Below are 24,167 nucleotides of genomic sequence, written 5' to 3' on the forward strand. Positions count from 1 at the left end.
TTTTATTGTTAAAATTTAAAAGATCCTATAATCAAAAACTAAACCCTTTTATTTTCTTATATTGAATAATAGCCTGACTATCACTCAATAAAGAGATGTAATGACAAACACTCAAAAGTCTTTCATATAAACTTTCTTGGTCTATTTTTATAGTTTTTGGTAAACCTTTTAGAATTAGTTTATCGTAATTAGACGCTGTATTATCAAAACAATTATTCACTGCTTTTGTATAGGTTTCAAGCAAAGTACTTAATACTCCATAACCAGCAATTTCCTTATCAACAACTTCTGTAGATTGATAAATTTTCTCAACACTTAACTTAATGATGTCATCAATTTGGGCTTCGTATTTACTTTTATCTAATAATCCATCACTAAACGTTCCTGCTAAAATGGCTTCTTCATTTTTCATAAACATATCAATAGCCTCTTCAATCAATGCTCCAATTGCTAAAGCTCTTAAATAGCTAATACGGTCTTCGGTATTAGAAAGCGTGTGATACTTTTCGGTTTTAATTTTATCTCTAACCAAGTTTATTAAATACTCTAGTGCAAAAGCTTCTGGTATTAACCCTAAATTAATGCCATCTTCAAAATCTATTATTGTGTAACAAATATCGTCTGCTGCTTCTACTAAAAAAGCCAAAGGATGTCTAGCATAACTAATATCTTTTTCACTTCTCTTCTCTAATCCTAATTCTTCTGCAACATCTATAAATGCTTCTTTTTCATTCTGAAAAAACCCATACTTCTTATCTGCAATATGGTTAGTTGGCTTTTTTGGTAACGATTCTTTTGGGTATTTTGTAAAAGCACCAAGTGTTGCATAACTTAAACGCAAGCCACCTTCTCTGCCTATTCTACTTTGTGTAACAATTTTAAATCCGTTTGCATTACCTTCAAAATCGCATAAGTCTTGATATTCTTTTTTATTTAATTTCTCCTTATGCTCTTTTCCTTTTCCAGACTTAAAGAATTCTCCAATCGCTTTTTCTCCAGAGTGACCAAAAGGTGGATTCCCTATATCGTGTGCTAAAGCTGCAGCAGCTACAATAGCTCCAAAATCGTGTGCTTGGTAGCCATGAATATTTTGCAAATGCGGATGTTTTTCTAATATTTTCTGTCCAACACGTCGTCCTAAAGAGCGACCAACAACACTAACTTCTAAACTGTGTGTTAAACGCGTGTGCACAAAATCGGTTTGAGATAATGGAATAACTTGTGTCTTATCTTGAAGGCTTCTAAATTCCGAAGAAAAAATAATACGATCGTAATCGACCTCAAAACCTAAACGTGTTTCATCCTGTTCTTTACGTAATCTTTTATTTGTGTCGCCAAAACGTTTTAACGATAGTAGTTGTTCCCAATTCATAGTAAGCTATTAATTGCATGCAAGATATAAATTTCAATGTTAAATTAAGGTTTCCTAATTATAAAAACATAATCACCTTGATAACATTAAACTAACGTTTTGATGAAAAAGGTTTAACCTCTAGTTAACCTTGACTTTACATGTTGATGGTTTCTTTGCAGCAGAAATTAAACTATAAAATGAAACAATTTTTATTTACTATTACCTTACTAACATCATTACTTACTTTCTCCCAGAACAGCACTTCTATTTCCGGAAAAGTATTAGACCAAGAGTTTAACAACCAACCGCTACCTTTTGCAAACGTTCTAATTAAAGGAACGGATAAAGGAACTTCTTCAGATTTTGATGGGCTTTATAAGATTGAAAATTTAGACGCTGGTTATTATATTATTGAATTTAGCTTTATTGGCTACGAAACACAAAACATCCCTTTTCAATTAAAAGCAAATGAGAATAAGGTTTTAGACATTACTTTAAAAGCAAGCGCTGCTGCTCTAGACGAAGTTGTATTACAAACCACTACAAAACGTGAAAGCGAAACCGCTTTACTTTTAGACCAAAAGAAAGCAGTCGAAATTAAGCAAAGTATTGGAGCAGACGAATTATCTAGAAAAGGTGTTAGTGATGCTGCTGGTGCAGTTGCTAAAATCTCTGGTGTATCTAAACAAGAAGGATCAAGTAATGTTTATGTACGTGGACTTGGTGATAGATACTTAAACACTACTATGAATGGTTTATCATTGCCATCTAACGATGTTAATAAAAAGAACATCGACTTAAATTTATTTTCTTCAGACGTTATACAAAACGTATCTATAAGTAAAGCATACTCTTCTAGATTCTATGGCGATTTTTCTGCTGGAAACATAGATATAACTTCAAAAGAACATAAAGGTAATTTATCTTTTAATGTATCGACTGGCTCTGGTTTTAACACAAACGCAATAGATAAAAACTTTGTAAGAAGTGAAGGCACTGGATATTTTGGTTACTATGGCAGATATGAGCATAATCCTTTTGCTATTATTTTATCTCATGGTATCGATCCAGAAAATGTAAGCTCACCTATAAACATTAACTACGGAGCATCTATAGGTAACACGTTTGAATTTAATGACGAATCTCGTTTAAGTGTTTTTGCTACTGCTTCTTTCGAAAACAATTACGAGTACAGATTTGGTAAAGCAGTAGATTTTTCGACTGTAGAAAAAAAGCGTTTTGATGCAGCCGAAGAATATGAGTATAGCACAACTACAACTGCTATGACAAACTTAAACTATAGAATAAATAGTGATAATAGTTTAAAATTCAACTCTGTATTTATTAATAGCTCTTCAGACGAAATTGGTTATTACGGTATTGATGGTAAAGGAAAAAACAGAGATGCAATTCTTAATACAGACGAAGGTTTTTACCAAATGAATGTACAGTTCGATCAAACTAGAATGTTTGTAAACCAATTATTAGGAAATCATAAATCTGGGAAATACGAATTAGATTGGGGATTTGGATACAATAAAGTATATGCAAACCAACCAGATAGAAAGCGTATAAGTTTAGAAAACTACCACCTTGCTTTTGATAATGATCCTACTACAAACCCAAGTTTTTATAGTAATGTAGATTTCGATAATCAACGTTATTTCCAAAATATTGAAGACGATGAGTACAATAGTAAACTTAACTTAGCTTACGAAGCTAATGAGAACCTTAAATTAAATTTTGGTTACAACGGAAGATACAAAACAAGACAATTTGATAACATCCGTTATGGTTACGACATCCAGGATAATGGATATGCAGTAACAGATGTAAATAACTTTGATAGCTTCTTTACCTTATCGAACATTAGTTTTGATAGCAACACAACAGGATACGATATTTCAGTAATAAACGGCATTCCTGTAAGCACAACAGATCCAAATCAAACTTTAGGAAATACTAACCTACCTGGCTTACCAGAAAACACTTATTCTGGTAAATTAAGTATTGCTGCTGGTTATGCAGATGCTGAAATTAAAGCTGGCGAAAAATGGTTATTTGTTCCTGGTGTTAGATTAGAATCTTTCGACCAGTCTATTAAATACAACGTTATTAACCTAGGTAATCAAGGAAACAGCGAACGCTCGTTTAAAGAGACTTTTATTCTTCCTACTTTAAATGTAAAATATGCTTTAAACGAAGATCAAAACCTACGTTTCTCTGCTAGTCAAACTGTTTCTGTTCCAGAATTTAAAGAAGTTGCTCCTTTTGTATACGAAGATGTATCTACAAGAATTGGTGGTAACCCAGATGTTTTAGGTTATTCTAAAATTTTAAATATTGATTTAAAATACGAATGGTTCTTTAGTAGAAGTGAAATCTTCTCTGTAGGTGCTTTTACTAAACAAATTAACGATCCAATTAACTTAGTTGTAGTTGGTGATGCCACTGGAACACAGCGTTATGTTAGAACGGGAGACAAAGCTACCGTATATGGTATTGAAGTAGAATTAAGAAAAAATATTTTAGTTGATAATGAAGATAATACAAACTTATCTTTTGGTATTAATGCTACTTACATGAAAACTAAGCAAGACTTGTACCCAACAATAGATGAAACTTTCGATTTAGCTTTCAATAAAACGGAAGACGAACTACAAGGTGCTTCACCATTAATATTAAATGCAGACATAAGCTATTCTCCAACTTTTAAAAATTACAAACCAGTAGCTAACCTAGTATTCTCTTATTTCTCAGACAGAATTGATGCTTTAGGATCTGGAGACTTAGGAAACATTGTAGAAAAAGGAGTTCCTACTTTAGATTTTATTTGGAAAAACACCATAAACAAGGGTTTTGAAATCAACTTTAGTGCTAAAAACATATTAGATCCTTCTATACAATATGTAAGAGAAGATGCCAGAGCTGGCGACATATTTGTGACTTCGGCAAACGGAAAAGGTATTACAAACTACAAACGCGGATTAAACATAAACCTTCAACTTAAATATAAATTTTAACTACAACTCTTAATTAAAAACAAATTAAAAAGAACACGATGAAAAAACAACTAATTTTAGGCTTAGCAATATTAGCTTCGGTATTTTCTTGCACAACAGACGATACTTCTGACATTGTAATAAACTCTACAACAAACAACACTACTGGTGGTGGAGGTGAAACTGATCCAGCAACAATTTTCTTATCTGGTACTTATACTGAAGATTTAACTCTTGATGCTAACAACACATACAAAATCAATGGTTCTTTAATTATGGCAAGCGGAACAACTTTAACTATTCCTCCTTGCATGACTATTGAAGCTTTATCTTCTGGTGCAGATGTTTATGTTGCCATTTCTCAAGGTGCTAAAATTATAGCAAACGGTACAGCAAGTTGTCCAATTGTATTTACTTCAGATTCATCTAATCCATTAGCTGGAGATTGGGGAGGATTAATTTTATTAGGAAAAGCGCCAATAAACTCTGTAACAGGAACAGCTACTGCTACTTCAGAAATTGCTAGTTTACCTTACGGTGGAAATACTGCAAATGATAATTCTGGTTCTTTAAGCTATGTAAGAGTTGAATATTCTGGTGGTGCAGCAGATGGACAATCTGAAAACAACGGGTTTTCATTCTATGGTGTAGGAAATGGTACAACTGTAAACCACATACAAGCTATCGAAGGAAAAGATGATGGTATTGAGTTTTTTGGAGGTACAGTAAACGCTAGTTTTATCTCTGTTATAAATGCCGAAGATGACTCGGTAGATTGGACGGAAGGTTTTTCTGGAACATTAACAGATGTTTACATCTCTAATAGAGCTACAGATGATAAAGCAATTGAAGCAGATGGTTACAATACAGACTTTAGTAATGCTACTGGTGTTTTCTCTAAGCCAACATTAAACAATGTAACAATTGTTGGTGAAGGTTCTGCAAACTCTTCGGAAGCTGTAAGATTAAGAGCAGGTACTCAAGGTATCTTTTCTAACATTCATATTACTGGTTATGCTGAAGGTTTTGATTTAGACGATTTAGATACAGGAAATGGTGTAGTAAGCGACGATTTACAAGTTACTGGAGTTACTTTTGTTGATGTTACATTAAATATGAAAAACGATACAACTGTTACTTTTACAATTGCAGATTTTTACACAAATGAAGGTACTGCAACTGGTACAGACTATACTACTTGGGGAGCAAACTGGACTGTTCAATAACGAGTAATAACTTTACAAATAAAAAAAGCATCTTCAATTTGAAGATGCTTTTTTTATTTGTTTAATTTCAATAACTTAATTGTTATCAGCAACAGGAGCTTTTATCTTCCATTCACTAACACTTGCAATAGCATTATTGTTATAATCTACTTCTTTAAGAGTGGCATCTTTCCAGATTAACCACTTGCCGACTTTTTTACCATTATCATAATTTGCAGAAACTTGTTTCTTGCCTTGTGCGTTATAACTAAGCCACTCTCCTTGTAATTTACCATCTACAGTATAAGCACCTGTTTGGCTTACAACTCCATTGTCATGATAATAAACAACTTCAATTAAATTAGTGTCTTTGTTAAGTTTTAAATCTCGCTTATCTTGAGCGAAAGTTACCACAGCAATTAAAAAGGCAATTGAAAATAAAATTGATTTCTTCATAATTATGGGTTTTAACATTATAATCCAAATATAGTTATTTCATAACATTTACGCAACAATTACATAACATTAAATTAACATTGGGCGTGTAAAATACTATATATCAATATGCTGTAAAAAATATTTAACATTAAAAAATTTAATATTTACTTAATATTAGGTTTACATTAACTTTAAGTAAACTCACCATCTTTACCATGTCTTAAGACAAACCAATTAGTTTTTCATATAATCTATTAGTTTTTGTCGACTACATTATTATGATTTCTAATGAGACTGCTTTTGGCCGAAGCAGTCTTTTTTTTATTCAAAATCACTTAAAAATTAATCATTTAGAAACATTTAGTTAACATTAGAGTCAGTTATTTGCATCGACAAAAAACTAAAGATTATAATGAGACTTAAAATTACACTTACAGCATTATTGCTGTGCGCCTTTATTTCTACAAATGCTCAAGAAATAAGTGACACTAAATTTGGAAAAGGATTAATAAACTTTACAGCCAAAGACAGCTCGTTTAGTATAAAATTCGCACCTCGTTTTCAAGTGCGCTCAATGTCTTCTTGGGATCATGATGGAAATAAATACGAAAGTCCAGATCATAACTTTATTGTACGTCGTGCACGTTTAAAGTTTAGCGGATTTGCTTACACTACAAAATTAAAATATAAAATAGAATTAGGTTTATCGAATAGAGATGTTTCTGGCGCTAATGAATTTAACAGAAACACACCTCGTATTATTTTAGATGCTGTTTTAATGTGGAATTTTGCAGACAATTGGGAACTTTGGGCTGGACAAACAAAATTACCAGGTAATATTGAACGTGTTGTCTCTTCTGCAAATCTTCAATTAGTAGATCGTTCTTTATTAAACAGTCGTTTTAATATTGATCGCGATTTAGGTATTCAATTACGTCACAAATCTAACCTAGGAGGTAACTTTTTAATGCGTCAAAAATTATCAATCTCTCAAGGAGAAGGACGTAATGTTACCGAAGGAAACATTGGAGGTTTACAATATACTGGACGTGTTGAATTTTTACCACTTGGTGAGTTTAAATCTAAAGGCGATTATGTTCAAGCAGATTTAAAACGTGAAGTAACACCTAAATTAATGGTTGGTACTACTTACAACTATAACCAAGATGCTGTAAGAGAACGTAGCGGATTAGGTGATTACATGTTTAGAAGTGATGATTCATTATACGAAACAGACCAAACTACCATTTTTGTAGACGCTATGTTTAAATATCAAGGATTCTCTTTTATGGGTGAATATGCAACTCGTAGTGCAGAAAATGCAGTTGCTATAGATTTAGATGGTATACCAACTGGTGATGTCGTTTTAACTGGAAACGCTTTAAATTTACAAGCTGGTTATCTATTTAAAAGTAATTACGAAATTGCTGGACGATTTACAACAGTAGATTATGATACTATTACAGGTAGTTTGCCTCAAGAACAATATACTCTAGGTGGATCTAAATACGTAGTAGGTCACAAATTAAAAGTACAAAGTGATATTAGCTACACTACTTTAGATGGAAATGATGATAATATTACATTTAGAATAGGATTCGATTTTCATTTCTAAACAGAAATAAAACATAACATTGAGATAACATTATACTCAATAACATTTATGATATTTGCAAACTTATTTTAATTAAAAATTATGGATAATATTTATTTATTTATGTTGATTGCCATTACGGTTTTAGCAGTAGCTGATATTGTAGTTGGAGTTAGTAACGACGCAATTAATTTCTTAAACTCAGCAATTGGTTCAAAAGCCATTTCTATGCGAACTATTATGATAGTAGCTAGTTTAGGTATTTTCATTGGAGCTGTATTCTCTAGCGGAATGATGGAAGTAGCACGTAAAGGTATTTTTGTCCCTAGCATGTTTAGTTTCGAAGAGATTATGTACATTTTTATGGCTGTAATGATTACAGACATTTTATTACTAGATTTCTTTAACACTCTAGGCTTACCTACTTCTACAACAGTTTCTATTGTATTTAATTTGCTAGGTGCTGCAGTTGTAATGTCTTTAATAAAAATTAATGCTCCAGATAGCACACAAACTTTATCAGATATTAGTAGTTATATTAACACTAAAAAGGCCATTGAAATTATTAGAGGTATTGTAATGTCCGTTTTTATAGCCTTTACTGTTGGTGCGTTAGTACAATGGATATCTAGACTAGTCTTTACATTTCAGTATGAAAAAAGAATAAAAAACTTTGGTGCCTTTTTTGGTGCTTTCTGTTTAACAGCCATTACATACTTTATCTTTTTAAAAGGATTAAAAGGATCTCCATATTATAATGAGTTAAAAGATTTTATTGAAGGCCAAGAAATCCTTATTATCCTTGGCAGCTTTTTACTATGGACAGGTGTTTCGTTTGCATTTCAAGCCGTAACAAAAAAATCAATCTTATTAGTAGTAATCGCAGTAGGTACTTTTGGTTTAGCATTAGCATTCTCTGGTAACGATTTAGTAAACTTTATTGGTGTACCAATGGCAGCGTATCACTCTTACGAAGCATGGATTGCTGGAGGTATGGATAGCACAATGTCTATGTCTATATTAAGCAAAAAAATGCCTGCAGAGCCTTTTCTACTGTTTATTGCTGGTGCAATAATGGTATTAACATTGTGGTTTTCTAAAAAAGCAAAAACAGTTGCAGAAACAGAGTTAAGTCTATCTCGTCAAGGAGATACCCACGAAAAATTTGAACCAAACATGCTATCAAGAGGTGTTGTAAAAGGAACAACTTGGTTATCTAATGCCATAAATTCTATTATACCTAAGTCTCTTCAAGAAAGTATGGGTAAAAGTTTCGAAAAACCTGATACTGCTGCTTTAAATAAAGACCAGAGTATAGATGCTCCTGCTTTCGATATGATTAGAGCTTCTGTAAACTTAATGGTTGCTGGTGTATTAATTGCTATCGCAACCTCAATGAAACTACCTTTGTCTACAACTTATGTAACATTTATGGTTGCTATGGGAACCTCTTTTGCCGATCGTGCTTGGGGAAGAGAAAGTGCTGTTTACAGAGTTGCTGGTGTATTAAATGTTATTGGTGGTTGGTTTGGTACTGCCTTTGGTGCTTTTGTAGCAGCTGGACTTGTCGTGTTTTTAATAAACTGGAACCCACAAGTAATGACTCCTATTTTATTATTAATAACAGCTTTCTTATTAATTAGAAACTACTTATCACACAAAAAATCTTCAAACAAAACAGTAGAAGAAGATAGCTTAAAAGAAACAGGAAGTAGTTCTGTACAAGGTGTTATACATGAAAGTGCTAGTAATATTGCTAGTGTTGTAAAACGTGGAAACACTATTTATAGTAATGCCATTAGAGGTCTTGCAAAACAAGATACTTCGCTACTTAAAAAGAATAAAAAACAAGTCACTAAATTATCTGACGAAGTAGATAGCTTAAGAGATAACATTTTCTACTTTATTAAAAATTTAGACGAAACAAGTTTAAGAGCGAGTAGTTTTTATATTAATATTTTAGGCTACTTACAAGATATGACACAGTCTTTAGAATACATATCTAAAACAAGTCATAAACACATTAATAATAATCACAAAAACCTTAAATTTAGTCAGATTAAAGAATTAAAAGAAGTTAATGATGCATTAGAAGCACTTTTTAATGACACAAAAAATGCTTTCGATTCTAGATCTTTTGAACAAATTGGAGATATTATTGGTCGTAAAAAAGATTTATTTGATTTAGTAACTTCTAAAATTGTAAAGCAAGTAGCACGTACAAGAACTGAAGAATCTAGCCCAAAAAACACAACATTATACTTCAGTTTATTACTAGAAACTAAAGATTTATTATCGGCAACAATGAACTTACTAGAAGAATATCATGGCTCTCATGATAGTTCTGTAGAAATAGCAACTATTCCTGATACTGAAGAATAGATTACACATTTAAGTATTAAGGAAGCCATCATTTTAAAATGATGGCTTTTTTGTTTTTAAAAATCACAAGAACTCGATTAGAACATAACCAAGTAAAGCTCCCATTATAATAATCCAAATCGGGCTCACTTTCGTTCTAAAAACTAAAACTGTAGCAATTAAAGCTATTACTATTCCTCTCCAATCTAAGACTGTTTCTTTAGTCATGACAATTAATACTGAAAGCATAACAGCAACTGCTGCAACATTTACTGCATCTAAAAAATAACGCAGTACTTTAGAGTTTCGCATTTTTGGAATAAACGGATTAAGAATTAAGACAAACAAAAAAGAAGGCAAAAACATTCCAGTTGTTGCTGCTAATGCTCCTGTAAATCCAGAAAGTTGATAGCCAATAAAAGTAGATGTTGATAATACAGGACCAGGTGTAAACTGCCCTACAGCAATAGCATCTATTAATTCTGTTCTAGTTAACCAGCCTCTTGTAACTAACTCTGCATCTAAATAAGCAAATAACACATAACCACTTCCATATAAAATGGCGCCTACTTTTAAAAACACTAAGAAAATTTTTAATGTAGATAGTTTTGTTAATGCCAAACCAGAAGAAAAAAGCATTGGCGAAAAACTATTTAAGCTTGTTGTCTTTTTTTCTTTAATATAAAAATATAGCATACCTAAAACTCCTGCGCTTAAAAGCGCTGTAATTTCATTTACACCTAGTAGTGTAACAATTAAAACTAACACGCCTAAAACAGTTAATTCTGTAGTTTTAACAGCTTTCTTGCCTAGCTTTAATACAGCAGAAGCTATAATAGCTAATACCGCTGGTTTAATACCAAATATAAATGGTGCTACTTCTGGCAACTCACCATATTTAACATATAAGTATGCCAATAAAGCTGTTATTACTATTGCTGGAAAAATAAAAGATATACCTGCTACAAAAAGCCCTTTCTTTCCAGCGCGTTCGTAACCACAATGCATAGTCATTTCGGTAGAGTTTGGTCCTGGAATTAAATTAGTAGTCCCAATAAGATCTAAAAAATAATCTCGCGTCATCCATTTTCTTTTTGTTACAACCTCATCTTCCATCATAGCAATATGAGCTGCTGGACCACCAAAAGCAAAACATCCTAATTTAAAAAATACTTGTGCAACTTCTTTAAGCTTATTATTCATTATTTGCTTTATAGTTTTAAAAGTATGAATATAATTAATCTATTGATAAACTAAACAGATTCCTATTTGTTAAAATTTATTTAAAATCTAAATTCTAAGAAGTCTACAAATACAAATTCAACGTAACTATATAAAACTCTAAAACTTAATTATGACTATTAAAAAAACAGCAATCTCAGTATTCGCATTTATTATTTTAGCAAGTTGTGTTTCAAAAAAGAAATACGTTGCATTAGAACAAGAAAAAGGAGAAGTAATTAGTGAACTAACTAAGACTAAGGTTGAAAAAGAAGAACTTGAAGCAAAATTTGCTAAAATTGAAGCTCGTGTAAGCGATTACAATGCAAAAATTAATTCTCTAGTTACAGACAACGAAGGTTTACAGTTGGAAAACGATAGCAAACTTGATATTTCACCAGATGGTACAGTAGCTTCAAATTTAACTAAACAGCAAATGCGTAACACATTAACTAAAGTAGATCCTTACAAATTGAGTCAGGCTAGAACTTTAAAAGATTCTATGAATCTTGCTGTAGAATACAGTTTAAATCGTGTAATTGATACAAGTTCTTTAAATGAAGATGAAGATATCTCTGTAAATATTAACGAAACTGTAGTTATGATTTCTATTAGTGATAAAATGCTTTTTAACAGCGGAAGCTACAAATTAAGCAATAAAGCTAACGGTATTTTACAAAAATTAGCAGATGTTATTAACTCTGAACCAAGCATAGATGTTATGGTAGAAGGCCATACAGATGCAAGATCTATTAGTACTGCTAAAGTTTCAGATAACTGGGATTTAAGTGTTTTAAGAGCAACATCTGTCGTAAGAAAATTACAAAACAGCTTTAATGTATCTCCAGAAAAATTAATCGCTTCTGGACGTAGTAGTTACCAACCGTTAACAGATAACGACTCTAGAGAGGGACGTTCTAAAAACAGACGTACTAGAATAATTCTACTTCCAAATATCGATAAGTTTTTTGCTTTAATGGCATCGAACTAATTGAAGTGAAAATTATATATTTATAAAAAAAGCCATCTCAATTGAGATGGCTTTTTTGTACAAAATAAAGACTTTCTTTAAGCTGCCTTATCAATATCTAGAGAATTAAAACCTAATATTTCTTTAATCGAAGTCATAGCAACTTCAATCATAGAATTATATAATGGTTCGCCATCTACATATTCTAATAATTTAGAGACATTTATAATAGGTCTCATACGACTCCTGTCCTTTGTGTAAAATATTTTAGTAGAACCATTACAACTAATCTCAAATGAAACATCGTCAATTCCATTAATATTCATAAAATTGATCTTATCATGTTCATTTGACTCAGAAAAGAATAGATTATATAATTCATTCTTAATAACGTATATCTCTGTCTTGCTCTTAAACTTAATCTCTCTTGCAGATTGAGAAACTAAATCCGTAGCGACCTCCCTAAATAAGGATAATTGCACTGGCTCTTTAAAAGTGTTTTCAATTAACCTTACTTTCTTAAGCTTACCATTAATAATAAAATTAGATAAGTAATTATAATTTAAAGCAGGTGTTAGGACAATTCTATAGTCATTATAGCCAGCAGATTTTAAGAATGTTTGTAATTGTCTTTCAAACATTATTTTAACACCATGTTTTGCTTTAGTTTCAAAAACTACATATCCATACTTTGAATTTTTAGGGATATAGCATAATGAAAATAGTTTTCTTGTTATTAACTCTGTATTACTAACTTTGTAATTTAAAGTATTAGTCTCTCCATTTCTTATTTCAGGTTCATCGCCTGTGTAAGCAGAATCAAAATGTGTGATTAGCATCCTTTCTGTTCTTAAAAAATCGATTTCAGAACTAATAGAAAAAACTCTTTTGTTTCCTTGACTGTCCATATAGTCAGCCTTATTCTTTCTTAAAGAATAATAAGACTGATTACAAACTTCTAATAAATCGTTTTCACCATTGAAATGACTTAAGACTTGTTCTTCTTTAGCTTTGTTAACGAGTGCCACTCGAAAAATAATAAATGTTTCCATTATGTTTCTCTTGTTTTCAGTTCTTGAATTCTTTTATTAACAAGAACCTGTTGATAATTAATTCGTCTTAAAACCCTTATTAATACTGAGTTTTTATGACTAATCTTTTTTTAAGAAATATTTAACTTGGCAAGAAGAATCAAATTTTGTTTATTTTTTTGTTTCTTTGAAGAAGAAAGTAAGAGATTTTAATCTCGTATTTTTTAATACAAAATAGGCCGCAAACCAATTATTGTAAAAAAAGCCAAGAGGGATGTTTCTTAATGTCCCTTTTTTCAGTACTTATCTTCAGCTTTATTATTATCTACATATACCTTCTTTATTAATTTCCATTTTTACAAACTCTTTAAAAAAATACATAAAAAACTGATATACAGTTATTTATTGTCGTTTTTCCTTTTCAATTTACGCACTAAAAAAAGTGCCTTGAATTGTCTTTATCAAGGCACTTCTATATTTAATTTCAATAAAATCTTACTAATTATCCTTCACAACTAGCACACTCTTTCTTTTGCTTGAATTTCTGTGCTGCATTCATACTGTGTTGGTAATACAGAGATTTAACTCCTAGTTTCCAAGCTGTAACATATATATTATTAATCTCTTTAACTGGCATATCTGGATGCACCATTATGTTTAAAGATTGTCCTTGATCTATATGGTTTTGTCTATTTGCTGCTTGATAGATTAATGTCATTTGGTCTATTTCAGAATAGGTTTTAAACACCTCTTTTTCCTGATCTGTAAGTCCTTCTAAATGCTGTACAGAACCATCATAATCGCGTATACTCTTCCAGGTATCTACAGTGTTTAATCCTTTTTCTTTTAAAAGATCTACCAAAAACGGGTTTTTAATAGTCGTTTTTATTTTTGCTATATCTTTTACATAACAGTTAGACCAAATTGGCTCAATACCTTGAGATACTTGTCCTAAAATAAAAGCAGATGATGTTGTTGGTGCTACTGCATTTAATGTAGTATTACGTCTTCCGTATCCTTTTAATACTTCTGGCTCGCCAAATAACTCCGCTAATCCTTCTGATGCTTTAATAGACTTTTCTTGAATGGTTTTAAATATTTCACTATTTAAATTAAATGCTTCTTGACTATCGAAAGGCAACATTTTAGATTGTAATAAAGAGTGCCATCCTAAAGCACCTAAACCTAAAGCTCTGTTTTCTTTAGAGAAATTATAAGCTTTCTCCATGAACATGAATGTTTGCCTATCGTCTCTATTATCTGAATCTCTATAATCTTCTAACTTAGTAATAAACTCTTCTAAAACGGCATCTAAAAACTGCACCATAGTTTCTACTGCATCTGTATCTTTCCACTTATCGTAATGTAATACGTTTATAGAAGACAATACACATACAAAAGACCATCTTTCGTTTGTAGGCAACATGATTTCCGAACACAAATTACTTGCGTAAATTTCATGATTTTTATCTTGGTACACATCTGGAGCTGCATTATTAGCATTATCTCTAAAGAAGATATAAGGGTAACCTATCTCTCCTCTACGTTGTAATACTTTTGCCCAAACTGCTCTTTTTTCTTGATCTCCATCAATCATTTCTTGCATCCAGTCGTTTCCAACGGTTACACCATGTGTTAACTCTTGTATTGGATTTCCTTCTGTACCTATTTCTAAAAACTCACCAATATCTTGATGCTCGATAGGTAAATATGGAGAAAAACGACCTCTTCTTACAGAACCTTGACTTACTACATCTACCATTTTTTCAAACAGTTGCATGATATGTACAGCTCCAGAAGATTCTCCGTTATTTTTAACAGGAGCACCTCTATGGCGTAATTTACCAAAGTAACCAGAAGTACCACCTCCTAATTTAGACATCATTCCTACTTCAGACTGCGTATATAGAATATCTCCCATATCGTCATCTATATGCGAACCAAAACAACTAATTGGTAAACCTCTCTTTTTACCAAAGTTAGACCACACTGGAGAAGCTAATGAGTAATAGCCTTCTGCCATATAACCATAAAACTTATCTGCAAAACCATCTATTTTTAAAATAGATTCTGCATTTTCTGCAATTTCTCTAATACGTTCTTCTGGAGTTGTATCACCTGTTAGATAACCTGAAGCTAGAAATTTACGACTGTTTTCTGTTAACCATTTTATTTCTGGTTGTTTACTAGCTTCTTTTAGGGTTTCTTTTCTAGCGTTAATTAATTCATCGTTGTTAGATGTTTTAGCCTCTTGGCCTAGATTTGCTTCGGTGTTTTGTTTTGTTTGGTTGCTCATATTTAAAATAGGTCGTCGCTAGTTATACTTTTTGTTCTTTTACTATAATTTATTGATCGCTTAACAAAGAAATCTCCATGTTTAGTTCCAATTATCTCGTCGTCAAACCATTCGGTTTGTGCAATTAATTTTTCGTTTACTTCAAATACTTTTTCAATTCCAATACTTTCTAAAGAGTTGTTAAAACGGTTTTTAAGAAACTCGTTAATAACGTCTTTCGGTAAGAAATCTAATTCGCCTGCTTCGAAAATCCAGTCTACAATATTACTTTCAGACTCAAATGCTTCTTTACATAAATCTTGTACTTGAGCTGCGTGTTCTGCATCAAACCATGTTGGGTTTTCGTCTTTAATTATTTTAAGAATATCAATCCCAAAATCACCATGAATTTGTTCTTCTTTAGAAGTTGCTTCAACTACATTAGACACACCTTTAAGCATGTTTTTATGCTTATTGAAAGCCATAATTATTAAAAACTGAGAAAATAAAGACACATGCTCTATAAACAGTGAGAATAATAAAATAGATTCTGCAAATTCTTTATTGTCTTCGCTTTTTGCGTTTTTTAATGCTGTTTCTAAATACTGAACACGACGCATTATTACCGGTTTCTTTTTTAGGTTTTTAAACTCATTGTTTAATCCTAAAATTTCTAACAAATGCGAATAAGCATCATGATGTCTAACTTCACTTTCTGCAAAAGTAGCCCCTACAGATCCTATTTCTGGCTTAGGCATTTTATTATACAAATCTCCCCAAAAACTTTTAACTGCAACTTCTATTTGCGAAATTGCTAGCATTGTGTTTTTAATAGCATTTTGCTCTACTATGGTTAATTTTGTTTTAAAGTCTTGTATATCACTTGTGAAATTAAACTCAGAGTGAATCCAGTAAGAGTGTCTAATAGCATCTACATAATCATTAAGTGCTGGGTACTCGTAAGGTTTTAAGTTTATACGTTTTTCAAAAATATTTGTTTTTCTATTTCTAGTTTGCTCATCTCTATATAATATATAAGCTTTTGCAACATTAGGGAATTGACTTCCCATTAGTTTTTCTTCAACTAGATCTTGTACCTGCTCTACAGTTGGCACATATTTATAATCCTTTTCCTTTCTATCTAATAACGTTTTTAAAACGCTTACAGAAATTGAATTCGCATCTTCTTTTGTTCCGTTACCTACAGAAAGCATTGCTTTTTCAATAGCATTAGAGATTTTATTTAAAACAAAAGGGCTTGTTTCGTAATCTCTTTTTATAATTTGTGTAATCTCCATATTTCTTATATTAATAGCTAAAGTGACACGAGAACGCTTAGTGTCATTCAATTTTAATGGTTAATCTGTAAAAATGGTTTAAAATTTTCCTTTTAAAAGGAATAATATGGTGAGCTTTCTAAAAAAATTAATTTCTATTTCTATTTAAGAACATAAAAAATGTACTCTTTTTGCCCTCAACAAAGATTGCTAATTGTAGCTTAAAAAGAAAGGTCCTTTTGTAAACGTTTTCAACAAGTTTTTAACAAAACGGTAAAGCCCTTTGTTTTAGGGCGTTCTCTATAAAATATGTAAATAATTGATTTTTAATTAGTTGAAATAATCATAATCTCTTAGCAGCAGTGAAATAAGCATTCTTGATTTTTTTTTAATCACACTTATTTTGCTATAAAACTTAATTAAAATATTGAATGATATTTATGTAAAGACTTTAATCGATGATTTTGACAAATTAACGATACAACTACTTTATAAAATTAAAACAGAAGTCCACTTCTTGAAAAACAACATTAAAAATTTAAATGCAAGAATATTGTACATACTACTTTATAATTTCAAAAAAAAAAAAAATCTAAAAAAAAAAAAAAAAAATGAGCAACACATTGTGTTGCTCATTTTCGGTGGTTGATTAATAGCGTAATCTTTATAAAGCAACTTATTAAAAAGGTTGCTTTACCGTTTTAAACTAATTAAAACTAATCTTAGATAAATATAGTTTCTATTCCTAAAATTAAAACCTGAAAATGTATAATTGGTCTAGCATTTTGTATGCTTGGTTTACATCAATACAAAACAGATTCTAAAAATGAAGAATACAATACTACTTACACACCTTTATTTACCACTCACACATAATAGCAATACAAAGTCTTTTATATGTACTATATTTATGTAATAATCTTCTTAAATATGCTTAAAGCTGTAATTGTTGACGATGAACCAAAGGCTATACAAGGCCTAAGTTGGGAACTTACTAATTTTAGTGATGAAATAGAAATTGTAAAAACGTTTTCTATACCAGAAGATGCACTAGACTATTTAAGCAAGAATACTCCAGACTGTTTATTTCTAGACATACAAATGCCTACAATGGATGGTTTTCAGTTTTTAGAACAACTCAACCAAAAAGATATTGCTGTTATTATTACAACTGCTTATGACGAGTATGCTATTAAAGCGCTAAAAAACGAAGCATTAGATTATTTGCTTAAACCTGTAGATTCAGACGATTTAAAATTAACCATTTCTAAAATTAAAAAATTTAGGTCTCGTATTATAAATTCTGATAAGATAGAAGACATACTAATAAATTTTACAAACACTAAAAACAAAAAGAAGATTACCATTAATACAGATGGTAAATTATTATTCTTAAATATTGAGGATATTATTTTTGTAGAGTCTGATGGTAATTACAGTACTATATTTTTAAACGATGGACAAAAGGTATTAGTAACAAAAAAACTAAAAGAAGTAAATGCTTTATTACCTAAAGGCGATTTTTTTAGGATTCATAATTCATATGTAATAAACCTTTTAAAAATTAAAGAATTCTTAAAAACCGATGGTTATGTTATTATGGAATCTAATCACAAAATACCAGTTGCACGACAAAGAAAATCGGACTTCCTGGAAAAACTATAATAATGACATTAAAAATCATCTTGTATAAAAACCACTGCTTAACATTACTCTTATTGTTATGTACTATTACCCTAGTTCAAGCTCAAAAAAACAGACAAGATTTTAATGTATTTGCAGATAGTATTATAAAAGTAAACCATAAAAATTATAGCGATTTAGAATACGTAATTTATAAAAACAAGTACGACACTCTAAAAATGCGTGTATTATTAAACAAAAGTAAGGATGCAAATTATCCTCAAGGACAAAGTTTTGCTAATATTATGCTAGGTAATCAATACCGAAATAAATCTTTATTTAATAAGTCGAGAACATTTTTAAATAATGCATTACAAATATCTAAAGACCATAATTTATTAGAATTTAAGATTGTTAGCCTTAACATGCTTGGTGTAATAGATAGAAGACAAGACAATGTGCGCTCAGCCTTAGATTACCATCAAGAAGCTTTAGCAATTGCAGAAGCACAACCAGTAAAAACAAAAAGCCTTCAAAAAAGTATTGCAGTAAGCCATAATAGTATGGGTAATATTTACCTAAGTATTAGGCAATATGATCAAGCATTAGAAGAGTTTAACAAATCTCTCGCAATAGAAATTGCAGCAAAGAACGAACTAGGTCTAGCTATAAACTATCATAATATTGGTGCTGTTTACGAAGCACACGACAAACTTGAAGATGCATTAGCAAGCTATTTTAAATCTTTAGAATATAATGAGCATATCGATTCCGACATCGGCAGAGTAATCTGTAAAAACAGTATTGGCGCTATTTATGTTAAGCAAAACAAACCTGAAGCTGCTCTAGAAATAATTGAACCAACAATAGCTTTAGCAGAAAAAAAAGGTGATAAATTTTATATTGCATCTGCTTACATAACACTTGGCTGGGCACAAAGCCAATTAGGCAAGACTACTTTAGCTAAACAAAATTTAGAGAAAGGGTTAGAAATGGCAGAAAACTATAATTTAATGTCCTCTGTTGCAAGCGCAAATAAGCAACTTTCTTTGTTAAATGAAAAATTAGGAAATCCTTCATTAGCCTTAAAACAATACAAAACAGCAGTAGAAGTTGAACAAAGCATAATAAATAAAGAGAATGCGCAATATATAAATAGCGTAAGGTTTGAATATGAAACCGAAAAGAAAAATACTCAAATAAAATTTTTGGCAAAACAGAATGAAGTAGCAAATTTAAAATTGGACGAAAACCGAAAAACTGCTATTGCCACTATTATTGCATTATTTCTCTTAGTTGCTGGATTATTCTTTTTTAATAGACATAAACGAGTTAAAAACGAAAAGAAAATTTTAACCTTAGAGCAAGACATGTTGCGCAGCCAAATGAATCCTCATTTTATTTTTAACTCGCTTAACTCCATTAAACTTTATATTATTAACAACGAAAAAGAGAATGCGGTTTACTACCTCAACAAATTTTCTAAATTAATTCGTAAAATTTTAATTGCTTCAACTGAAAAAGAAATTTCTTTAGCCGAAGAATTAGAGACTATGGATTTATATATGAATATTGAAAATATTCGTTTTTCTAATGAAATAAGCTACAGTCATTCTGTAGATAATGGTATTGATATTGGTAGCGTTAAAATTCCTTCATTGGTGCTTCAACCGTTTTTAGAGAATGCTTTATGGCATGGTTTATCTTCTAAAAAAGAAGACAAGACAATGACAATTCATGTTTCTAAAAAAACTTCAGACTTTGTAATCATATGTATTACAGATAATGGTATAGGGAGAAAAGCTTCCGCAAAAATTAAAGAAAAAAAATTATTAAAAAGAAAATCTGTAGGTATTGATTTAACCAAGCAACGTTTGGAGCATTTTTCTAAAAATTACACCAATTCCTATAAATTAAATATAGAAGACCTATATAATAACGGAAAACCAATTGGTACTAAAGTTATTATAGAAATCCCTATTAAAGAAACACATGGTTTAAAAACAGCTTAATAGCTATTTCATTGTTGCAGCAACTTTTTCTAATTCGGTATACCAATCTTCGCCAAATTTCCTAATCAATGCTTCTTTTACAAACTTATAAACAGGCACTTGAAGCTCTTTGCCTAAGCTACAAGCATCGTCGCAAATTTCCCATTTATCATAATTCACAGCAGAAAACTCTGTATAATCCTTTATTCTAATAGGATATAAGTGACAAGACACAGGTTTTTTCCATGTTATCTCACCTTGATTATAAGCTTCTTCGATAGCGCATAATGCAGTTTTTCTTTCATCAAAAATAACATAAGCACAATCTGCCCCATTAATTAGAGGCGTTTCTAACTCATCGAAATCTGCTATTATAGAAGTGCCTTGTGCTTCGATAGCATCAATTCCTTCTTGTCTTAAAAACGGTTTTACTTTTGGATAAATGTCTTTAAGAATTTGCGCTTCTTCTATTGTTAATGGTGCACCAGCATCTCCATCAATACAACATGCACCTTTACATGCAGAAAGATTGCACACAAAATCGTTTTCTATAATAGACTCTGAAACTATTGTTTTTCCTAATTGAAACATACTTATTTTTAATCTCTAATAAAGTACAAAGATAGCGCGAAATTCTTCAAGTAGAAGATAATAAACTTCAACTAAAATTTAACATTAAATTAATATTGAAAATCTGTTATTAAGGAGTACTTTTGCCGAAAATTTAAGAAACTGAGTTATGAATTTCGATTTTAAAGAAATATTTACAGTATTTATGGTACTGTTTGCCGTAATAGATATTGTAGGTAACATTCCAATTATCATAGACTTACGCAAAAAAGCTGGACACATACAAAGTGAAAAGGCTTCAATTATTGCTGGAGTAATATTAATTGCTTTTCTGTTTTTAGGAAAAAGTATATTAAACCTTATTGGTATAGATGTAAGTTCTTTTGCTGTGGCAGGATCTTTTATTTTATTTTTTATTGCCCTAGAAATGATTTTAGGCATTACACTATATAAGGAAGAAGACACTAACCCAATGACTGCTTCTGTTTTTCCATTAGCTTTTCCATTAATTGCAGGTCCTGGAAGTTTAACTACACTACTATCGCTTAGAGCAGAATACGAAATAAGCAACATTATTGTTGCCGTATTAATGAATGTTATTTTAATATATATCGTGCTAAAAACATCAAGTAGAATTGAACGCTTTATAGGACAGAATGGAATAAGTATTATTAGAAAAGTATTTGGTGTTATACTATTAGCTATCTCAATTAAATTATTTGCTCATAACGTTAAAATTCTTTTTGCTTAACTTTACAATATGAAACGAGCTTGTTAAAAACGTTATTATCTATCGGAATTAATAATAACAAACAGCATGTGACAATTGAAAATAAATATATAGACACATGAAAACACTCACACTTGTACTTAATATTATCGCTGTTGTATTAATAATTTACAACGCAACAAAACTAAATTTTCAAGAATTTTTTCAAGGAGAAAGCATGATTGCCGCAATTACTATACTAGCTTCACTTTGTGCTATCTTACTACTTCAGGTTTTAAGAGTTTCTAAAAAGATAGAAGAAAAAAGCAAAGGCTAATGTTAGACACTATAATTATTGGTGGTGGAGCAGCTGGCTTATCTTGTGCTTTGGTTTTAGGCTCTGGATTAAAAAAGCCATTTGCCGAAGATAAAAAAGTAGCCATAATTATACACCAAAAAACGTCTCACTTACAAAATGCTTTATTTAATAATGTACTAGGCTTAAAACCAGGTACTTTAGGTAAAGATATTTTAATCGATGGCATACAACAATTAACAGACTTGTATCCTGAGGTTTTTCAAATTGAAAATGAAAAAGTAAATAAAATTTCTAAAGTAGCTGAAGGTTTTTTAGTCACTACAAATAAAAAAACATACAATACTAAACGTGTGGTTATTGCAGTTGGTTACACCAATTTATTAAACATCGAAGGTTTAGAAAGCTATACAAAACCACATCCAAGAGCTGCTATCGAAAAAGATAGAATCTGGCTTGAAAACACAAATCATTTAATTGAAGAAAACTTATATGTCGCAGGAACTTTAGCAGGATGGCGTAGCCAATTTGCAATAGCTTCTGGAAGTGGAGCCCATGTTGCTACAGATATTTTAACACTTTGGAATAATGGAAAACAGACAAAGGTTCACGATAAAACTAGTCTGTAAATTCTTTATTTAAACTTAAGTTTATAACTTCATTAATCATGTTATCTCTTTGGTTTAAGACTTCTTCATAAGTGCCATTTCCAAAAAGCTGATCTGCAAGTGCTGCTTTTAAATATTGCTTCATCTCTTCTTTATAAGCAACAAAAACAATATTAGTTTTTCGTCTTCCATTTAAATAATCTTGAAAATCCTGAACCACTTGATCTGTAATTTCAAAATTAATTAAAAAGTCTTCTTTAGCAATTTCTTCAAAAGCAGTTCTGTCTTTTTCCAATTGCTCGAAAGCAAAGTTATTTATATAACCACGTCGTTGTAAAAAAGTTATGGTTTCGTTTTGCATGCCTTCGTCTAAAGGCACAAAAACATCTGGAATTATTCCGCCACCACCATAAACAATTTTACCTTTTGGAGTTGTGAATTTTAAAGAATCTGCAATTTCAATTTTTTCTGGATCAAGTAACTCTCCACTATCTATTCTAGAATAATAATCGTCGAAATAGTCTCTATTCCCTTTTTCGTAAGCACGTTGTATAGAACGACCAGTTGGTGTGTAATATCTAGAAACGGTTAATCTTACAGCACTTCCATCTCCCAACTGCATTTCGCGTTGCACTAAACCTTTACCGTAAGAACGACGACCAACAATAGTCCCTTTATCATTATCCTGTAAAGCGCCTGCTACAATTTCGCTGGCTGAAGCAGAATTTTCGTCTATTAAAACATAAACATGACCATTTTCAAAAGATCCTTTACGTGTGGCAAAACTTTTTTCAATTTTACCTCTTTTGTTTTTAGTAAACAATATAAGTTTATCATCTTCTAAAAATTCGTCTACAATTTTTTCTGCTATTCCTAAAAAACCACCAGGATTCTCTCTTAAATCTAAAGCAATTTCTGTAGCTCCAGCTTTTTCAAGTTTGGTTAATGCTTTTTTAAATTCTTTATAAGTAGATTCTGCAAAACGGTTAATTTTTATATAGCCTAGAGTTTCTGTTAACATATAAGCAGCGTCAACACTAACAATTGGAATATTACCTCTAGTTATTTTGAATTTTAACGGCTTAGCCTCTCCTTTTCTAACAACTTCTAAAGTAACATCTGTGTTTTTTTCACCCTTGAGCTTTTTAACCAAATCACCATTTGTTAAATCTCTTCCAAATAACGAATCGCCATCAGCCGTAATTATTCTATCTCCACCTTTTAAACCAGCACGTTCACTAGGTCCATTCTCTATAGTTCTAATTACGGTAATAGTATCTTTATGTGTATAAAAGCTAATCCCAATACCAACAAAATCGCCTTTCATGTTCTCGGTAACGCTTTGCATATCTTCTTTAGGTATGTAAACAGAATGCGGATCGAGGTTTTCTAGAATACCATTAACTGTAACGTCTACTATACTATCCGTATTTACATCTTCAACATAATCATGATCTATATAATCTATAAGTCTGTTAAGTTTGTCTTTTTTACTATTTGAGGTAAATAAACTATCAGATTTATCATTAAAATCCAAAGAGCCACCAATAAAAATACCAGCCGCAATTGCAGCCCCTAAAAGTAACGGTAGGTATTTTCTTTTTAATTTCATTTATATTAAA

The 24,167-nt window shown here is 31.0% G+C and carries 18 protein-coding genes; 10 read left to right on the top strand and 8 right to left on the bottom strand.

Annotation, left to right across the window (positions count from 1 at the left end; translation table 11 throughout):
- Nucleotides 1–31 precede the first annotated feature (31 nt).
- Nucleotides 32–1,372: a deoxyguanosinetriphosphate triphosphohydrolase gene (locus CW733_RS11195; protein WP_100997263.1), complete on the bottom strand. Its 1,341-nt coding sequence runs from the start codon at nucleotides 1,370–1,372 to the stop codon at nucleotides 32–34.
- 179 nt (nucleotides 1,373–1,551) lie between these two features.
- On the opposite strand from CW733_RS11195, the gene CW733_RS11200 reads away from it, so the two are divergent.
- The gene (locus CW733_RS11200) at nucleotides 1,552–4,377 is read left to right on the top strand and encodes a TonB-dependent receptor (protein ID WP_198520072.1); all 2,826 of its coding nucleotides are present in this window, start codon (nucleotides 1,552–1,554) and stop codon (nucleotides 4,375–4,377) included.
- 38 nt (nucleotides 4,378–4,415) lie between these two features.
- Nucleotides 4,416–5,582, top strand: a complete 1,167-nt coding sequence (locus tag CW733_RS11205) for a multidrug transporter (protein ID WP_100997265.1) — start codon at nucleotides 4,416–4,418, stop codon at nucleotides 5,580–5,582.
- A gap of 75 nt (nucleotides 5,583–5,657) precedes the next feature.
- Here CW733_RS11205 and CW733_RS11210 read toward each other — a convergent pair whose 3' ends face one another.
- A complete protein-coding gene (locus tag CW733_RS11210) occupies nucleotides 5,658–6,017 on the bottom strand; it encodes a toxin-antitoxin system YwqK family antitoxin (RefSeq protein WP_100997266.1) in 360 nt (119 codons plus the stop codon).
- 394 nt (nucleotides 6,018–6,411) lie between these two features.
- Between CW733_RS11210 and CW733_RS11215 the strand changes: the two genes are divergently transcribed.
- Both CW733_RS11215 and CW733_RS11220 read left to right on the top strand, forming a co-directional pair.
- The gene (locus tag CW733_RS11215) at nucleotides 6,412–7,614 is read left to right on the top strand and encodes a porin (RefSeq protein ID WP_100997267.1); all 1,203 of its coding nucleotides are present in this window, start codon (nucleotides 6,412–6,414) and stop codon (nucleotides 7,612–7,614) included.
- A gap of 81 nt (nucleotides 7,615–7,695) precedes the next feature.
- Nucleotides 7,696–9,975, top strand: a complete 2,280-nt coding sequence (locus tag CW733_RS11220) for an inorganic phosphate transporter (protein ID WP_100997268.1) — start codon at nucleotides 7,696–7,698, stop codon at nucleotides 9,973–9,975.
- A gap of 63 nt (nucleotides 9,976–10,038) precedes the next feature.
- On the opposite strand, the gene chrA is transcribed toward CW733_RS11220, so the two are convergent.
- Nucleotides 10,039–11,157: a chromate efflux transporter gene (gene chrA / locus CW733_RS11225; protein WP_100997269.1), complete on the bottom strand. Its 1,119-nt coding sequence runs from the start codon at nucleotides 11,155–11,157 to the stop codon at nucleotides 10,039–10,041.
- 157 nt (nucleotides 11,158–11,314) lie between these two features.
- Here chrA and CW733_RS11230 point away from each other — a divergent pair, with 157 nt between their 5' ends.
- Nucleotides 11,315–12,166 carry an OmpA family protein gene (locus CW733_RS11230; RefSeq protein ID WP_100998794.1) on the top strand — a complete coding sequence of 284 codons (852 nt, stop codon included), beginning with the start codon at nucleotides 11,315–11,317 and terminating at the stop codon, nucleotides 12,164–12,166.
- Between the two features lie 77 nt (nucleotides 12,167–12,243).
- Here CW733_RS11230 and CW733_RS11235 read toward each other — a convergent pair whose 3' ends face one another.
- The 3 genes from CW733_RS11235 to CW733_RS11245 all read right to left on the bottom strand — a co-directional run bounded on the left by CW733_RS11235 (nucleotide 12,244) and on the right by CW733_RS11245 (nucleotide 16,749).
- The gene (locus tag CW733_RS11235) at nucleotides 12,244–13,173 is read right to left on the bottom strand and encodes a hypothetical protein (RefSeq protein WP_157811570.1); all 930 of its coding nucleotides are present in this window, start codon (nucleotides 13,171–13,173) and stop codon (nucleotides 12,244–12,246) included.
- Nucleotides 13,174–13,678: 505 nt separating this feature from the next.
- A complete protein-coding gene (locus tag CW733_RS11240; protein WP_100997271.1) occupies nucleotides 13,679–15,472 on the bottom strand; it encodes a ribonucleoside-diphosphate reductase subunit alpha in 1,794 nt (597 codons plus the stop codon).
- Nucleotides 15,473–15,474: 2 nt separating this feature from the next.
- On the bottom strand, nucleotides 15,475–16,749 hold the full coding sequence (locus tag CW733_RS11245; protein ID WP_100997272.1) for a ribonucleotide-diphosphate reductase subunit beta: 1,275 nt from the start codon (nucleotides 16,747–16,749) through the stop codon (nucleotides 15,475–15,477).
- A gap of 909 nt (nucleotides 16,750–17,658) precedes the next feature.
- Here CW733_RS11245 and CW733_RS11255 point away from each other — a divergent pair.
- Both CW733_RS11255 and CW733_RS11260 read left to right on the top strand, forming a co-directional pair.
- Nucleotides 17,659–18,393: a LytTR family DNA-binding domain-containing protein gene (locus CW733_RS11255; RefSeq protein WP_100998796.1), complete on the top strand. Its 735-nt coding sequence runs from the start codon at nucleotides 17,659–17,661 to the stop codon at nucleotides 18,391–18,393.
- A 2-nt stretch (nucleotides 18,394–18,395) separates the two neighbouring features.
- Complete coding sequence (locus CW733_RS11260; protein WP_100997274.1) at nucleotides 18,396–20,363, top strand: tetratricopeptide repeat protein; 1,968 nt, start codon at nucleotides 18,396–18,398, stop codon at nucleotides 20,361–20,363.
- A gap of 3 nt (nucleotides 20,364–20,366) precedes the next feature.
- Here the strand turns inward: CW733_RS11260 and CW733_RS11265 are convergent, their stop codons facing one another.
- Nucleotides 20,367–20,933 carry a DUF3109 family protein gene (locus CW733_RS11265; RefSeq protein ID WP_100997275.1) on the bottom strand — a complete coding sequence of 189 codons (567 nt, stop codon included), beginning with the start codon at nucleotides 20,931–20,933 and terminating at the stop codon, nucleotides 20,367–20,369.
- Between the two features lie 148 nt (nucleotides 20,934–21,081).
- Here CW733_RS11265 and CW733_RS11270 point away from each other — a divergent pair, with 148 nt between their 5' ends.
- From CW733_RS11270 to CW733_RS11280, 3 genes are all read left to right on the top strand, one after another.
- Nucleotides 21,082–21,663 (top strand): MarC family protein, encoded by a 582-nt coding sequence (locus tag CW733_RS11270; protein WP_100997276.1) that lies wholly within the window; start codon nucleotides 21,082–21,084, stop codon nucleotides 21,661–21,663.
- Between the two features lie 97 nt (nucleotides 21,664–21,760).
- On the top strand, nucleotides 21,761–21,958 hold the full coding sequence (locus CW733_RS11275; RefSeq protein WP_100997277.1) for a hypothetical protein: 198 nt from the start codon (nucleotides 21,761–21,763) through the stop codon (nucleotides 21,956–21,958).
- The gene (locus CW733_RS11280; protein ID WP_100997278.1) at nucleotides 21,958–22,566 is read left to right on the top strand and encodes an NAD(P)/FAD-dependent oxidoreductase; all 609 of its coding nucleotides are present in this window, start codon (nucleotides 21,958–21,960) and stop codon (nucleotides 22,564–22,566) included. Before CW733_RS11275 ends, CW733_RS11280 begins: the two co-directional genes overlap by 1 nt.
- Here CW733_RS11280 and CW733_RS11285 read toward each other — a convergent pair.
- The gene (locus CW733_RS11285) at nucleotides 22,556–24,157 is read right to left on the bottom strand and encodes a S41 family peptidase (protein WP_100997279.1); all 1,602 of its coding nucleotides are present in this window, start codon (nucleotides 24,155–24,157) and stop codon (nucleotides 22,556–22,558) included. The two genes, CW733_RS11280 and CW733_RS11285, sit on opposite strands and share 11 nt — an antisense overlap.
- Between the last annotated feature and the right edge of the window lie 10 nt (nucleotides 24,158–24,167).

The organism is Lacinutrix sp. Bg11-31 (genome assembly GCF_002831665.1).
Taxonomy (GTDB): domain Bacteria; phylum Bacteroidota; class Bacteroidia; order Flavobacteriales; family Flavobacteriaceae; genus Lacinutrix.